This is a genomic window from Kitasatospora sp. GAS204B, assembly GCF_029892155.1.
Taxonomy (GTDB): domain Bacteria; phylum Actinomycetota; class Actinomycetes; order Streptomycetales; family Streptomycetaceae; genus Kitasatospora.
The window spans coordinates 41,113-55,053 of the sequence record NZ_JARZAG010000002.1 but is presented as its reverse complement, the minus strand read 5'-3'; the positions used below and the strand labels follow the sequence as shown (position 1 = coordinate 55,053).

The following is a 13,941-nucleotide window of genomic DNA, read 5'->3' as shown; positions in this document are numbered from 1 at the left end:
GGTGTCGTGAATGGACATGCTGGGGTGGAGTCTCCCCGTCTGTCGTCACAACCTGAGAGCTTCACCGCATCAAGGATGACGCGGCTTGCACCGTGGGTGGGCGCACGGCACGGCCGTGTTCCACTTTCCAGATTCGCCTCGCCCACACGGTAGGGGTGCCTGAGAGATTCCGGGGAGGACTTGCTCCTTCGGCGCCGGTCCGTGCCGTCGAGGGCACCTCCGGACTCTCCCGCGCGGGTTCGAGCGGCCAGTATGAAGTTGGGGTGTTCGGGCACATCATGGCATGCCGTCCTGCCTCGCGGGAGAGGGGATGGGCGGTAGCCGCCCGCCGGTAGTCTTCCCCTGCACGGACTGCGTGACAGCACATACGGCGCAAGGGCGGGGCAGGGGCGGATGGAAACAGAGGGGTACGCCACGGTGGGGCCGGGGTGGGCCGAGCCCGGCCAGGCGCCGGCCGGCAGCGGTTGGCCCGCCAACGAGCTGGAGCAGGTGCTCACGGCCGCGATCGGGGACCCCGGGGCCACGCCCCGGGTGATCGAGGTGCTGGCCCGCAGCCAGGTGTGGATCCCGCTGCCCGCCGGGGCCGACCCGGCCGGTGTGGCGCTCGACCTGCCGACCATCGAGCTGGCGGGTGCGCCCTACGTGCCGGTCTTCTCCTCCGAGGAGCAGTTCCTGCGGCACGCCCCCGGCCTGTCCTGCGCCCTGGCCCCGGTCTGGGAGTTCGCCCGCGGGCTGCCGCTGGGCATCGGCATCGCGGTCAACCCCGAGGCGCCGGTGGGCATCCCGGTGCCTCCGGAGGGCGTCGCCGAGCTGCGGCGCGGACCGCGCGACGACCGCTGGGGCGCGTACGGGGCGGGCACGGGCGGCGCGGGGGTGCCGGAGGGCGCCCGGGTGGCGCTGCGCGAGCCGGAGCCGGCGGAGGAGCCGGCCGTCTTCCTCTACGCGGTGCGGGCGGAGCTGCAGGCACTGGGTGGAGTGCTGACGGCACGTCGGGCGTTGGCCTCGGTGGAGGGCGAGCCGACCGTGCTCTTCGTGGGCGTCCAACTCGACCCGGCCGCGCCCGCCGACCCCGCGGAGGTGAACGCGGCGCTCGGCCGGGCGCTGGGCGCGGCGCCGCTGCTGGGCGGGGTGCACATGGTGCTGCTGGATCTGGCGGCGGACCCGGTGGTGGACTGGCTGGTGCAGCGGGTACGACCGTTCTACGAGCGCGGCTGAACGGCCTGAAACGGGCCCGGTGACCGCAGTTCGGCGCGGCCCAGGGCGTCGGCATGACGCGCGTCACCGGTGCCCCGTAGGGTGGCGCCGACACGCGGCGGGACGAGCCGCCACGAGCTGACACGAGCCGGGACGAGCCGACACGCGGCGAGACGGCGGCGAGACGCGGCGAGCGCGATGGCGCCGTGGCGAGAACGGGAGAGGGTACCGGTGACGACAGGAGCGGCAGGCGGTGGAGCGGGGCCGTGGGGTCCGCCCCCCGGCGCGGACCCTGGCGCCCTGGAACGGGCCCTGCGCGAGGTGGCTCCCGAGCACTGGGACGCCTACGAGCGGCTGCTGCGCGAGCTGACCACCGGGCGGGTCTGGATGCTGCTCTGGCACGGCACCCCGGGCAGCCCGGACGCCCAGTACGGGAACATGGACATCGGCGGCCACGGCTACGCCCCCGCCGTCACCTCCCCCGAGCAACTCGCGGCCAGCGGCTGGGCCCGCGCCCACGAGGTGATCTCCGGCCAGGAGATCGCCGCCTCGCTCTACCGGACCCGCTGGGGCCTGTGGCTCAACCCGCACGCGCCCGGTGGCGGGGTCGGCGTGCCCTGGGCCGACCTGCGCCGGGTGGCGGGCGGCCTGGACCGGCTGCCGGCCGGGCCGCTGCGGCTGAGCGAGCCGCAACTTCCCGGTCTGGAGGGCTTCTACGGTCTGTTGACCCAGCAGGCGCCCGCCGTCCGCCCGGTGCGGGCGCTGCGCCGAGCCTGGGTGTGCCCGGTGGTGGGCGAGGCGTACCTGGCGATCGGCCTGGAGCTGTACGACACCTCGCCGCCTGCGGTAGAGGCGGTACGCGCGTTGATGCAGCGGGCGATCGCCCAGGCACCGCCCGGACTGGCCGTCTCCACCGTCGCGATGAGTGACGACCTCGACCCGGTGGCGCTGTGGATGCGCGCCAACACCCGCCCGTTCTTCCACCGCGAGGCCACCGGGGCGCAGTATCCGGCGACCTATCCGCCGGCGTCCTTCCCAGCGGGCTCGTACGGGCATTCGATGCCCCCGCAGCCGGGCTGGCCGCAGCAGCCCTGGCCCGGCCGCAGGTAGCGGTCACCCCCTCCCACCAGCGGCGATGCGCTTTCGACGGTAGATCGACGGCGTTCGTCTTGCGGATCACTGAGTGCCTGTCAGCGAACAGTTGATCATCCGTCAGGTTTACTGATCATGAACATCGGTAGATCACAGTTGGGCATCCTTCACCGGTCAGGGCTGGCGCAAGGCTGCGGGCAGCGGCGAGAGTTCTGCGCACCGCACCAGCCGAGCAATCCGGGTGGCAGCGACGACCGGCCCTGACCAGGACCGACACCGTCATGCCTCGCTTCGGATTGCCATGGGCCGACGACCGTCGGCGAGGGGACGCCAACTGCCCATGACCACACCCACTGACACCACCGAGGCCGCCCCGGGCGATCCCGCACCGGCCGCCACCGGCGCACCGGCCGCGATCGAGGGCCGCTCGCTCGGCCGGATCGCCTGGCTGCGCTTCCGCCGCGACAAGGCCGCCATGGCCGGCGGCGTGGTGGTCATCCTGCTGGTGCTGCTGGCCGTGCTGGCCAAGCCGATCGAGTCGCTCTTCGGCCTCAGCCCCGACGCGCTGCACCAGGACCTGCTGGACGCCGACCTCGGCGGCCTGCCGACGGGATCGTTCGGCGGGATGAGCCTGAGCCACCCGCTGGGCGTCGACCCGCTGCAGGGCCGCGACCTGCTCTCCCGGATCATCGAGGGCTCCTGGGTCTCGCTGCTGGTCGCCTTCGGCGCGACCGTGCTCTCCAACACCCTGGGCACCGTGCTCGGCGTGATGGCCGGCTACTACGGCGGCTGGGTGGACACCGTGATCAGCCGGATCATGGACACCTTCCTGGCCTTCCCGCTGCTGCTCTTCGCGATCTCGATCTCCGCCTCGTTGCAGGGCGGCGCGTTCGGACTGCACGGCCTGCCGCTGCACCTGTGCGTGCTGATCTTCGTGATCGGCTTCTTCAACTGGCCCTACATGGGCCGGATCGTGCGCGGCCAGACGCTCTCGCTGCGCGAGCGGGAGTTCGTCTTCGCGGCCCGCAGTCTGGGCGCCCGCGGGCCGTTCATCCTGTTCAAGGAACTGCTGCCGAACCTGGTCGGCCCGATCCTGGTCTACTCGACCCTGCTGATCCCGACCAACATCCTCTTCGAGGCGGCGCTCAGCTTCCTCGGTGTCGGCATTCAGCCCCCGCAGTCCAGCTGGGGCGGGATGCTGAACGACGCCATCAAGTACTACCAGGTCGACCCGGAGTACATGGTGGTCCCGGGCCTGGCGATCTTCATCACCGTGCTCGCTTTCAACCTGCTCGGTGACGGACTGCGCGACGCGCTCGACCCGCGCAGCAACTGACCTTCGACCATCCGTCACAACTCTGGCCCAGGCCAACACTTCCAAGGGGTTGATCCAGCAATGCGCCGATCTCGTACCCTCGCTCTGGCCGCGGTGGCCGCCACCGCCGCGCTGGTGGTGAGCGGTTGCTCCAGCAGCGCCAAGACCGGTACCGCAGGTACCGGCGGCGATGCCGGCGGGGCGAACGCCGCCACCAAGTCGATCGTGAACGCCTCCAGCACCAAGGGCGGCACGGTCACCTACGAGATGAAGGGCACCCCGGACTCCCTGGACCCGGGCAACACCTACTACGCCTACATCTGGAACTTCTCGCGGCTGTACGCCCGGTCGCTCACTACCTTCCAGCCGGGCCCCGGCAGCGCCGGTGACAAGCTGGTCCCGGACATGGCCACCGGCATGGGCCAGGTCAGCGACAACGGCCTGACCTGGACCTACCACATCCGCGCCGGCCAGAAGTACGACGACGGCACCCCGATCACCACCAAGGACATCAAGTACGCGGTGGAGCGCAGCAACTACGCGCCGACCGTGAACTCCAACGGCCCGACCTACTTCCAGGAACTGCTGGTCGACAACTCGACGCCGTACCAGGGCCCGTACACCGACAAGAGCCCCGACGGCCTGCAGTCGATCCAGACCCCGGACGACACCACCATCGTCTTCCACCTGAAGCAGCCGTTCGCCGACTTCGACTACCTGGTCAGCGCCCCGCAGACCGCCCCGGTGCCGCAGTCCAAGGACGACGGCGCCGGCTACGTGAAGCACATCGTCTCCAGCGGCTCGTACAAGTTCCAGTCGTACGACGACGGCAAGGGCGCCGTGCTGGTGCCCAACACCAACTGGGACCCGAGCACCGATCCGATCCGCAAGCAGCTCGCGGACAAGCTCGTGCTGAAGATGAACATCGACCAGAACACCATCGACCAGGACCTGATCGCGGGCAACGCCCAGGTCGACCTGGTCGGCGGCGGCGTCGACCCGCAGACCCAGGCCCGGATGCTGATGGACTCCAAGCTGAAGGCGCAGACCGACAACGCCTTCGGCGGCCGGCTCGCCTTCCTGGCGCTGAACAGCAAGGTCGCGCCGCTGGACAACGTGGACTGCCGCAAGGCCGTCGAGTACGCGATCGACAAGGTCTCGGTGCAGACCTCCGAGGGCGGCCCGATCCGCGGTGCGGTCGCCACCAGCGTGCTGCCGCCGGACATCCCGGGGTACCAGAACATCAACCCCTACGCCTCGCCGAACAACAACGGCGACGTCGCCAAGGCCAAGCAGGAGCTGACGGCCTGCGGCCACCCGGACGGGTTCAGCACCACCATCACCGCCCGCAGCGAGCGCGACACCGAGGTGGCGGCCGCCACCTCGATCCAGGCCGCGCTGGCCAAGGTCGGCATCAAGCTGACCATCCAGCAGTACCCGCAGGGCAAGTACTTCTCCGACTACGCGGGTGTGCCGAACTTCATCAACAGCAACGGCATCGGCATGATGATGATGCAGTGGGCCGCCGACTGGCCCACCGGCTACGGCTTCCTGCAGCAGCTCGTCGACGGGCGCGCCATCAAGGCCTCCGGCAACACCAACCTGTCGCAGCTCGACGACCCGGTCGTGAACAAGGCGATCGACGACGCCGGCTCCAACACCGACCAGTCGGCCCGTGAGAAGGACTACGCGGCGATCGACGCGCAGGTCATGAGCGATGCGGTCATCGTGCCGCTGACCGACTACAAGGTCTTCAACTACCGTCCGGCCGGCAACACCAACATGGTCTCCACCTCGGCCTACGACGGCGAGTACGACTACCTCAACATCGGTACCACCACCAAGTAAGAGCCTGGCTCCCCGTCCCCGAAGGCAGGTGAAGGCGAGCGGAGCCGGCCCCGGTCCGGTGCGTCCCCAGTGGGCGCACCGGACCGGGGCGGGGCACCCGGAGCCGTCCAACTGTGTTGGCCTACATCATCCGCAGGACGTTCGCCGCCCTGGTACTGCTGCTGGTCGTCAGCGCGGTCACCTTCGGCATCTTCTTCCTGCTCCCGAGAATCGCGGGCGAGACCAGCGATCAGCTCGCCGCCCAGTACATCGGCAAGAACCCCACGCCCGAGGCGATGGTGGCGATCAAGCGGAACCTCGGCTTCGATCAGCCGCTCTACGTCCAGTACGGCCGGTTCGTGAAGCAGCTCTTCGTCGGCGCCACCTACCGCTACGGCCCGGACGCGACGACCTGTCACGTGCCGTGCTTCGGCTACTCGTTCAAGAACCACGTGGAGGTCTGGCCGGAGATCCGCAACCGGATCCCGGTGACCTTCTCGCTGGCGATCGGCGCGGCGGTGCTCTGGCTGCTGGCCGGTGTGGCCACCGGCGTGGTCTCGGCACTGCGACCCAAGTCGATCTTCGACCGCTTCTCGATGGGCGTCGCGCTGGCCGGCGTCTCGCTGCCGATCTTCTTCACCGGCGCCCTGCTGCTCACCCTGTTCAGCTACAAGTGGCCGATCTTCGGCAACCTGCACTATGTCAACTTCACGGACAATCCGCTCAGTTGGGCCAGCAACCTGGTGCTGCCGTGGATCTCGCTGGCCTTCCTCTACTCCGCGCTGTACGCCCGGCTCACCCGCTCCGGGATGCTGGAGACGATGAGCGAGGACTACATCCGCACCGCCCGGGCCAAGGGCCTGCCGGAGCGGGCCGTGGTGGTCCGGCACGGGCTGCGCGCGGCGCTCACTCCGCTGCTGACCATCTTCGGCATGGACCTGGGGCTGCTGCTCGGCGGCGCGGTGATCACCGAGCAGGTGTTCTCGCTGCAGGGCATCGGGTTCTACGCGGTCTCCTCGATCAACGACAACGACCTGCCCAAGATCCTCGGAGTGACCCTGGTCGCGGCCTTCTTCATCGTCTTCTGCAACCTGCTGGTTGACCTCCTGTACGCCGCCGTCGACCCCCGGGTGAGGCTGTCATGACCATCGAGGCCCCGGCTCGCCCGGGTTCGGCCTTCCTCGCCGTGCGCGACCTGCGGATCCACTTCGACACCGACGACGGGCTGGTCAAGTCGGTCGACGGGGTCAGCTTCGACCTGGAGCGGGGCCGCACGCTCGGCATCGTCGGCGAGTCCGGCTCCGGCAAGTCCGTCACCTCGCTGGGCATCATGGGTCTGCACCGCAGCAAGCGGGCCCGGATCGGCGGCGAGATCTGGCTGGACGGCGAGGAGTTGGTGGCCGCCGACCCCGACCGGGTGCGCAGGCTGCGCGGCCACTCGATGGCGATGATCTTCCAGGACCCGTTGACCGCGATGCACCCGTACTACACGGTCGGCGCGCAGATCATCGAGGCCTACCGGGTGCACCATCCGCAGGCGTCCAAGAAGGAGGCCCGCAAGCGCGCGATCGAGATGCTGGACCGGGTCGGCATCCCGCAGCCGGACCGGCGGGTCGACGACTACCCGCACCAGTTCTCCGGCGGCATGCGCCAGCGCGCGATGATCGCCATGGCGCTGGTCAACGACCCCTCGCTGCTGATCGCCGACGAGCCGACCACCGCGCTGGACGTCACCGTGCAGGCCCAGATCCTGGACCTGATCCGCGACCTGCAGAAGGAGTTCGGCTCGGCGGTCATCATCATCACCCACGACCTGGGGGTGGTGGCCGAGTTGGCCGACGACATCCTGGTGATGTACGGCGGCCGGTGCGTCGAGCGCGGCCCGGCCGCCACCCTCTTCGACGCGCCCGAACACCCCTACACCTGGGGCCTGCTGGGCTCGATGCCGCGGCTGGACCGGCCGCTGCAGGAGCGGCTGATCCCGGTCCGCGGCACCCCGCCGAGCCTGATCAACGTGCCCAGCGGCTGCGCCTTCCACCCGCGCTGCCCGTACGCCGAGTTGACCGGCGGCCGGTCCAGCACCGAGCGGCCCGCACTCGCCGAGACCGACCCCGGGCACTTCGCCGCCTGCCACCTGTCGACCGCCGAACGGCACCGGATCTTCACCGACGAGATCGCGCCCAAACTGTGAAGTCTACGGAGAGCAAAGCGTCATGACGGATATTCAGGACCTTGCCCAGCCCGTGGCACCGCCCGTCGGTGACCCGCTGCTGCGGGTCACCGACCTCGAGCGGCACTTCCCGATCCACCAGGGCCTGTTGCGCCGGCGCAGCGGTGCGGTGCGCGCGGTGGACGGGATCAGCTTCTCGGTGCGGGCCGGCGAGACCCTCGGCGTGGTGGGCGAGTCCGGGTGCGGCAAGTCGACGATGGGCCGGCTCGTCACCCGGCTGGACGAACCGACCGGCGGCAAGGTCGAGTTCGAGGGTCGCGACATCACCCACCTGAGCACCGGCGCGATGCGGCCGCTGCGCAAGGACATCCAGATCATCTTCCAGGACCCGTACTCCTCGTTGAACCCCCGGCACACGGTGGGCACCATCGTCGGTGCGCCGTTCAGGCTGCAGAAGGTGGCCACCGAGGGCGGGGTGAAGAAGGCGGTCCAGGAACTGCTGGAGCTGTGCGGGCTCAGCCCCGAGCACTACAACCGCTACCCGCACGAGTTCTCCGGCGGCCAGCGGCAGCGGATCGGCATCGCCCGGGCGCTGGCGCTGCGGCCGAAGATGATCGTGGCCGACGAGCCGGTCTCGGCGCTGGACGTCTCGATCCAGGCGCAGGTCGTCAACCTCCTCGACGACCTGCAGCGCGAGCTGGGCCTGACCTACCTGATCATCGCCCACGACCTGTCGGTGGTCCGGCACGTCTCGGACCGGGTCGCGGTGATGTACCTCGGCAAGATCGTCGAGATCGCCGACCGCGACGCGCTCTACGGGCGCCCCGCGCACCCCTACACCGTCGCGCTGATGTCGGCGGTCCCCTCGCCCGACCCGCGCCGCAAGGAGCGGCGTGAGCGCATCCTGCTCACCGGTGACGTGCCCTCCCCGATCAACCCGCCCAGCGGCTGCCGCTTCCGGACCCGCTGCTGGAAGGCGCAGGACCTCTGCGCGAGCCAGGAGCCGCCACTGGCGGAGCTGGCGCCCGGGCACCTGACGGCCTGCCACTTCCCGGAGAACGTTCCCCAGGTCCCCGAGGCCCGCGAGGCCCCCGAGGCCTGATGCCGGCCCCCGCAGCCCGCAGCCCGGGCCCGCCGATTCGGCGTGGTCCGGGCTCCGGGAGACACTGGGCCGGTGACCTCGCAGCTTTTCCCGCCCGACGTGCAGCAGAGCATCGACCTGATCGGCATCTTCGTCTTCGCCCTCTCCGGGGGCCTGCTCGCCGTGCGCAAGAACATGGACATCGTCGGCATCTGCGTGCTGGCCGAAGCCACCGCGCTCGGCGGCGGGGTGATGCGCGACCTGCTGATCGGCGCCACCCCGCCGGTCGCCTTCAGCAACCTCGGCTACTTCCTGACCCCACTGCTGGCCGGTGTGGTGGTCTTCTTCCTGCACCCCGAGGTGGAGCGGATCAACCGCGCGGTGCAGACGCTGGACGCGCTCGGCCTCGGCCTGTTCTGCGTGACCGGCACCGTCAAGGCGCACGACTACGGGCTCGGCTCGGTCGCCTCGGTGGCGCTCGGCCTGCTGACCGCGGCCGGCGGCGGCGTGATCCGCGACGTGCTGGCGATGGAACCGCCGTCCCTGCTGCGCTGGGACCGTGAGATCTACGCCGTGCCCGCGGTGGTCGGCGCCAGCCTGGTGGCCGTGCTGATCGCGGTGGACCACCTGACCACGCTGACCGCCAGCACCGCCGCGGTGATCGCCTTCGGCCTGCGGATGCTCGCGCTCAGATATGGCTGGCGCGCACCGCGTGCTTGGCACCGCAACGGTTCTCGCACCAGCGAGGAGTAGGCGAGCCGCCGTAGGCCAGCGAGATCGCCTCCACCGTGCAGAGCAGTTCCGGCAGCAACCGGCTCAGCTCGCCCACCGGTGCCACCGCCACCGGCGCCGAGATCGCGCAGGCGGCCACCGGACGGCCCTCGCTGTCGCTGATCGGGGCGGCCAGACAGTTCACCGCCTGCTCGTACTCGCCCTGGTCCAGTGCCCAGCCCTGCCGGCGCACCGCGCCCAGTTCGGCCCGCAGTTCGGCCCGCAGTTCGGCTCGCGCTTCGGCGGCCGGGCGCGGGCTGCGCGGGGTGCAGGCCGGGAACTCGTGGCCGTCCAGCACCGCCGTCAGCTGATCCTCCGTCAGCCCCGCCAGCAGCACCTTCCCGCTGGCGGTCGCGGCGGCCGGCGCCCGCAGGCCGATGCCGCAGGCCGCTCCCGGCCGGCCCGCGGCGGTACCCGGGTAGCGGCCCTCCACCTGGTCCACGTAGCGCACCTCGGCGCCGTCCAGCACGGCCAGGTGCACGGTGTGCCCGTAGCGCTCGTTCAGCGAGGCCAGGTACGGCGCCGAGACCTGGCGGACGTCGATGCCCTCCAACGCGGTGTGGGCCAGCGACAGCAGTCGCCCGCCCAGCCGGTAGCGATGGTCGGACTGCCGGTGCACGAACCCGTGTTCCTCCAGGGTCCGCAGCAGCCGCAGTGCGGTCGACTTGTGCACCCCGATCCGGCTGGCGGCCTGCTCGAGCGAGGCCGGGCCGTCGCCCAGCGAGGCCAGGATCGTCAGGGCCCGGTCAACGGTCTGCGACATGACCGGAGGCTAACGCCGCGTCGCAGCCCGTGCAATGGCCGAATCCCGCCGACACCCCGCAGGCCCCGGGCCCCCGCGCGGGCGCCTACACTGGTTCAGCCATGCCATACCTCGACCATGCGGCCACCACCCCGATGCTCCCCGAGGCGATCGCCGCGATGACGGCGCACCTCGGCGTCACCGGCAATGCCTCCTCCCTGCACGCGGCCGGCCGCCGGGCCCGGCGGGTGATCGAGGAGTCCCGCGAGTCGCTGGCCGCCTCGCTGGGCGCGCGCCCGAGCGAGATCGTCTTCACCGGCGGCGGTACCGAGTCCGACAACCTGGCGGTCAAGGGTCTGTACTGGGCCCGCCGGGACGCCGACCCGGCCCGCACCCGGCTGCTGTGCAGCCCGGTCGAGCACCACGCGGTGCTGGACGCGGTGCACTGGCTGGCCGAACACGAGGGCGCCCGGGTCGAGTACCTGCCGGTCGACGGCCATGGGCGGGTGCACCCCGAGGCGCTGCGCGCGGCGATCGAGAGCGACCCGGGATCGGTCGCGCTGATCACCGTGATGTGGGCCAACAACGAGGTCGGCACCCTCCAGCCGATCACCGAACTCTCGGCGATCGCCCGCGAGTTCGGCATCCCGATGCACGCCGACGCGGTGCAGGCGCTGGGCCAGGTGCCGGTCTCCTTCGCCGACTCGGGACTGGACGCGCTGACCGTCACCGGGCACAAGATCGGCGGCCCGTACGGGGTCGGCGCCCTGCTGCTCTCCCGCGCCATGGCACCGGTGCCGCTGCTGCACGGCGGCGGCCAGGAGCGCGACGTGCGCTCCGGCACCCTGGACGTGCCCGCCGCGGCCGGCTTCGCGGCGGCCGCCGAACTCGCCGTCGAGCGGCAGCCCGAAGCGGCCGTGCTGCTCGGCGCGCTGCGTGCGGACCTGGTCGCCCGGGTGCTCGCCGCCGTCCCCGAGGCGCTGCTCAACGGCGACCCGGCCGACGCCGGCCGGCTGCCCGCCAACGCGCACTTCTCCTTCCCCGGCTGCGAGGGCGACGCGCTGCTGATGCTGCTGGACGCCGCCGGGATCGAGTGCTCCACCGGTTCGGCCTGCTCGGCGGGCGTGCCGCAGCCCAGCCACGTGCTGCTGGCGATCGGCGCCGATCCGCTGCTGGCCCGTTCCTCGCTGCGCTTCTCGCTGGGGCACACCTCCAGCAAGGCGGACGTGGACGCGCTGGCCGAGGCGATCGGCCCGGTGGTCGAGCGGGTCCGCAACGCCGGGCAGCGCTGAAACCGAATTTCCGCGACCACGTACCCTGGGGGGACTATGACTGACTTCCCTGGTGCCCCGTCCGGGCCGTCGACCAGCACCCGTCTGCGCGTCCTCGCCGCGATGTCCGGCGGGGTCGACTCCGCCGTGGCCGCGGCCCGCGCCGCCGAAGCCGGGCACGAAGTCACCGGCGTGCACCTGGCGCTGTCGTCCAACCCGCAGTCCTTCCGCACCGGCGCCCGCGGCTGCTGCACCCTGGAGGACTCCCGGGACGCCCGCCGGGCCGCCGACGTGATCGGCATCCCGTTCTACGTCTGGGACCTGGCCGAGCGGTTCCGCGAGGACGTGATCGACGACTTCGTCGCCGAGTACGCGGCCGGGCGCACCCCCAACCCCTGCCTGCGCTGCAACGAGAAGATCAAGTTCGCCGCGCTGCTGGACAAGGCCGTCGCCCTGGGCTTCGACGCGGTGTGCACCGGACACTACGCGCGGATCGTCGAACTGCCGGGCGGTGGCCGTGAGTTGCACCGGGCGGTGGACGCGGCCAAGGACCAGTCGTACGTGCTGGGCGTGCTGGACGCGAAGCAGTTGGCGCACTCGCTCTTCCCGCTCGGCGACACCACCAAGGACGAGATCCGGGTGGAGGCCGAGCGCCGGGGCCTGGCGGTGGCCAAGAAGCCGGACAGCCACGACATCTGCTTCATCGCCGACGGCGACACCCAGGGCTTCCTGGCCCAGCACCTGGGCACCGCGACCGGCGACATCGTGGACGTCAGCGGCGAGAAGCTCGGCGAACACGACGGCGCGTACGGGTTCACCATCGGGCAGCGCAAGGGCCTGCGGATCGGGCACCCGGCGCCGGACGGCAAGCCGCGCTACGTGCTGGACATCTCGCCCGTGAACAACACCGTCACGGTCGGCCCGGTCGAGGGCCTCGACGTGCTGGGGCTCACCGCGATCCGCCCGCGCTGGTGCGGCGCGGCGCCGGCGGGGGAAGGGACCTACACCGCTCAGCTGCGCGCGCACGGCGAGGAGGTGCCGGTGACCGCCTCGGTCGTCGGCGATCAGCTGCGGGTGCGGCTGGACCGCGCGGTGCGCGGGATCGCGCCCGGACAGGCCGTGGTGCTCTACGACGGCACCCGGGTGGTCGGGTCGGCGACCATCGCGGAGACCGAGCGGCGGGCCGTGGCCGAAGCCGGTCAGCGGGCCGTGGCGGAGATCTGATAAGTCTCTTGTCACTATGAACATCACCGTCTTCTGCTCCGCGAACTCGCTCGACGCCCGCTACACCGCCCCCGCCGCCGAGTTCGCCCGGCTGCTCGGCGAGGGCGGCCACACCCTGGTCTGGGGCGGCTCCGACGCCGGCCTGATGGGCCTGCTCGCCGACGGCGTCAAGGCGGCCGGCGGCAAGCTGGTCGGCATCCTGGTCGAGCTGCTGGCGCACAAGGGCTACCAAGGCGCGGACGAGCTGGTGATGACCGCCGACCTGGCCGAGCGCAAGGCGCAGCTGCTGGCCCGGGCGGATGCCGTCGTGGTGCTGGTCGGCGGCCTCGGCACGCTGGACGAGGTCACCGAGGTGCTGGAGCTGAAGAAGCACAACCTGCACGGCAAGCCGGTGGTGGTGCTCGACACCGAGGGCTTCTACGACGGCCTGCGCAGCCAGCTCCAGCGGATGGAGACCGAGGGCTTCCTGCCCCGCCCGCTCGCCGAGCTGGTCTCCTTCGCCGACACCCCCGCCGAGGTCTTCGCCCACCTCGCCGCCACTTCCTGATAGGACTTCCGCTGATGGCCACTCACCTGATCACCGGCGCCGGCTCCGGCATCGGCGCCGTCGTCGCCCAGCGCCTGCTGGAGCGCGGCGACGACATCTGGCTGCTCGCCCGCGACGCCCGGCGCGCCACCGAGCTGCGCGAGCGCTTCCCCGGCGCGCAGAGCCTGGTCGGCAACCTCGCCGACCCCGCGAAGCTCGCCTGGGCCTTCGGCCAGCAGAGCCTGCCGGTCGACCTCGACTCGGTGCTGCACATCGCCGGCGTGGTCGAGCTCGGCCCGATCGGCGACACCCCGGTCAAGGTCTGGAACGAGACCCTGGCGATCAACCTCGTCGCGCCCGCCGAGCTGACCCGCCTGCTGCTGCCCCAGCTGCGCCAGTCCCGCGGCCACGTGGTCTTCGTCAACTCCGGCGCCGGCCTGAGCGCGCACGCCGACTGGGGCTCCTACGCGGCCAGCAAGTTCGGCCTGCGCGCGCTGGCCGACTCGCTGCGCGCGGAGGAGCACGGCGGCGGCGTCCGGGTCACCACCGTCTACCCGGGGCGCACCGCCACCGCGATGCAGCTGAAGGTGCATCAGCAGGAGGGCAAGGAGTACGACCCGCAGGCCTGGATCGCCCCGGAGTCGGTGGCCACCGCCGTGCTGACCGCCCTCGACCTGCCGCGCGACGCCGAGATCACCGAGATCACGGTGCGCCCGGGCCGGTAGCCT

At 71.4% G+C, this 13,941-nt stretch carries 13 protein-coding genes and 1 riboswitch; of the genes, 12 read left to right on the top strand and 1 reads right to left on the bottom strand.

Going from position 1 to position 13,941, the window contains the following annotated elements; genetic code table 11:
* Window positions 1-137: 137 nt before the first annotated feature.
* A riboswitch (glycine riboswitch) is annotated at window positions 138-242 on the bottom strand.
* Between the two features lie 151 nt (window positions 243-393).
* From P3T41_RS02905 to P3T41_RS02870, 8 genes are all read left to right on the top strand, one after another.
* Window positions 394-1,215, top strand: coding sequence for an enhanced serine sensitivity protein SseB C-terminal domain-containing protein (locus tag P3T41_RS02905; protein ID WP_280687365.1), 822 nt, complete (start codon window positions 394-396; stop codon window positions 1,213-1,215).
* 300 nt (window positions 1,216-1,515) lie between these two features.
* The gene (locus P3T41_RS02900; protein ID WP_280687364.1) at window positions 1,516-2,304 is read left to right on the top strand and encodes an enhanced serine sensitivity protein SseB C-terminal domain-containing protein; all 789 of its coding nucleotides are present in this window, start codon (window positions 1,516-1,518) and stop codon (window positions 2,302-2,304) included.
* A gap of 322 nt (window positions 2,305-2,626) precedes the next feature.
* The gene (locus P3T41_RS02895) at window positions 2,627-3,622 is read left to right on the top strand and encodes an ABC transporter permease (RefSeq protein ID WP_280687363.1); all 996 of its coding nucleotides are present in this window, start codon (window positions 2,627-2,629) and stop codon (window positions 3,620-3,622) included.
* 60 nt (window positions 3,623-3,682) lie between these two features.
* Entirely contained in the window at window positions 3,683-5,449 is a 1,767-nt protein-coding gene (locus tag P3T41_RS02890; RefSeq protein ID WP_280687362.1) for an ABC transporter substrate-binding protein, read from the top strand.
* Between the two features lie 113 nt (window positions 5,450-5,562).
* Entirely contained in the window at window positions 5,563-6,573 is a 1,011-nt protein-coding gene (locus P3T41_RS02885; RefSeq protein WP_280687361.1) for an ABC transporter permease, read from the top strand.
* On the top strand, window positions 6,570-7,619 hold the full coding sequence (locus P3T41_RS02880; RefSeq protein ID WP_280687360.1) for an ABC transporter ATP-binding protein: 1,050 nt from the start codon (window positions 6,570-6,572) through the stop codon (window positions 7,617-7,619). Before P3T41_RS02885 ends, P3T41_RS02880 begins: the two co-directional genes overlap by 4 nt.
* 22 nt (window positions 7,620-7,641) lie before the next feature.
* Entirely contained in the window at window positions 7,642-8,700 is a 1,059-nt protein-coding gene (locus P3T41_RS02875) for a dipeptide ABC transporter ATP-binding protein (protein WP_280687359.1), read from the top strand.
* Between the two features lie 72 nt (window positions 8,701-8,772).
* Window positions 8,773-9,432 (top strand): trimeric intracellular cation channel family protein, encoded by a 660-nt coding sequence (locus P3T41_RS02870; protein ID WP_280687358.1) that lies wholly within the window; start codon window positions 8,773-8,775, stop codon window positions 9,430-9,432.
* Here P3T41_RS02870 and P3T41_RS02865 read toward each other — a convergent pair.
* Entirely contained in the window at window positions 9,368-10,213 is an 846-nt protein-coding gene (locus P3T41_RS02865; protein ID WP_280687357.1) for an IclR family transcriptional regulator, read from the bottom strand. The genes P3T41_RS02870 and P3T41_RS02865 overlap by 65 nt on opposite strands.
* Window positions 10,214-10,314: 101 nt before the next feature.
* Here P3T41_RS02865 and P3T41_RS02860 point away from each other — a divergent pair, with 101 nt between their 5' ends.
* From P3T41_RS02860 to P3T41_RS02845, 4 genes are read left to right on the top strand one after another with little or no spacing between them, the layout of a single operon-like run.
* The gene (locus tag P3T41_RS02860) at window positions 10,315-11,484 is read left to right on the top strand and encodes a cysteine desulfurase family protein (protein WP_280687356.1); all 1,170 of its coding nucleotides are present in this window, start codon (window positions 10,315-10,317) and stop codon (window positions 11,482-11,484) included.
* A gap of 36 nt (window positions 11,485-11,520) precedes the next feature.
* Window positions 11,521-12,687: a tRNA 2-thiouridine(34) synthase MnmA gene (gene mnmA / locus P3T41_RS02855; RefSeq protein WP_280687355.1), complete on the top strand. Its 1,167-nt coding sequence runs from the start codon at window positions 11,521-11,523 to the stop codon at window positions 12,685-12,687.
* A 16-nt stretch (window positions 12,688-12,703) separates the two neighbouring features.
* The gene (locus P3T41_RS02850) at window positions 12,704-13,234 is read left to right on the top strand and encodes a TIGR00730 family Rossman fold protein (RefSeq protein ID WP_280687354.1); all 531 of its coding nucleotides are present in this window, start codon (window positions 12,704-12,706) and stop codon (window positions 13,232-13,234) included.
* Between the two features lie 14 nt (window positions 13,235-13,248).
* Window positions 13,249-13,938 (top strand): SDR family oxidoreductase, encoded by a 690-nt coding sequence (locus P3T41_RS02845; protein ID WP_280687353.1) that lies wholly within the window; start codon window positions 13,249-13,251, stop codon window positions 13,936-13,938.
* The last annotated feature ends 3 nt before the right edge of the window (window positions 13,939-13,941 follow it).

Bases quoted from the DNA above. Each gene is read 5' to 3' on its own strand.
- P3T41_RS02905 (WP_280687365.1), top strand. From the start codon at position 394: ATGGAAACAGAGGGGTACGCCACGGTGGGGCCGGGGTGGGCCGAGCCC.
- P3T41_RS02895 (WP_280687363.1), top strand. From the start codon at position 2,627: ATGACCACACCCACTGACACCACCGAGGCCGCCCCGGGCGATCCCGCA.
- P3T41_RS02890 (WP_280687362.1), top strand. From the start codon at position 3,683: ATGCGCCGATCTCGTACCCTCGCTCTGGCCGCGGTGGCCGCCACCGCC.
- P3T41_RS02880 (WP_280687360.1), top strand. From the start codon at position 6,570: ATGACCATCGAGGCCCCGGCTCGCCCGGGTTCGGCCTTCCTCGCCGTG.
- P3T41_RS02875 (WP_280687359.1), top strand. From the start codon at position 7,642: ATGACGGATATTCAGGACCTTGCCCAGCCCGTGGCACCGCCCGTCGGT.
- P3T41_RS02865 (WP_280687357.1), bottom strand. From the start codon at position 10,213: ATGTCGCAGACCGTTGACCGGGCCCTGACGATCCTGGCCTCGCTGGGC.
- P3T41_RS02860 (WP_280687356.1), top strand. From the start codon at position 10,315: ATGCCATACCTCGACCATGCGGCCACCACCCCGATGCTCCCCGAGGCG.
- mnmA (WP_280687355.1), top strand. From the start codon at position 11,521: ATGACTGACTTCCCTGGTGCCCCGTCCGGGCCGTCGACCAGCACCCGT.
- P3T41_RS02850 (WP_280687354.1), top strand. From the start codon at position 12,704: ATGAACATCACCGTCTTCTGCTCCGCGAACTCGCTCGACGCCCGCTAC.
- P3T41_RS02845 (WP_280687353.1), top strand. From the start codon at position 13,249: ATGGCCACTCACCTGATCACCGGCGCCGGCTCCGGCATCGGCGCCGTC.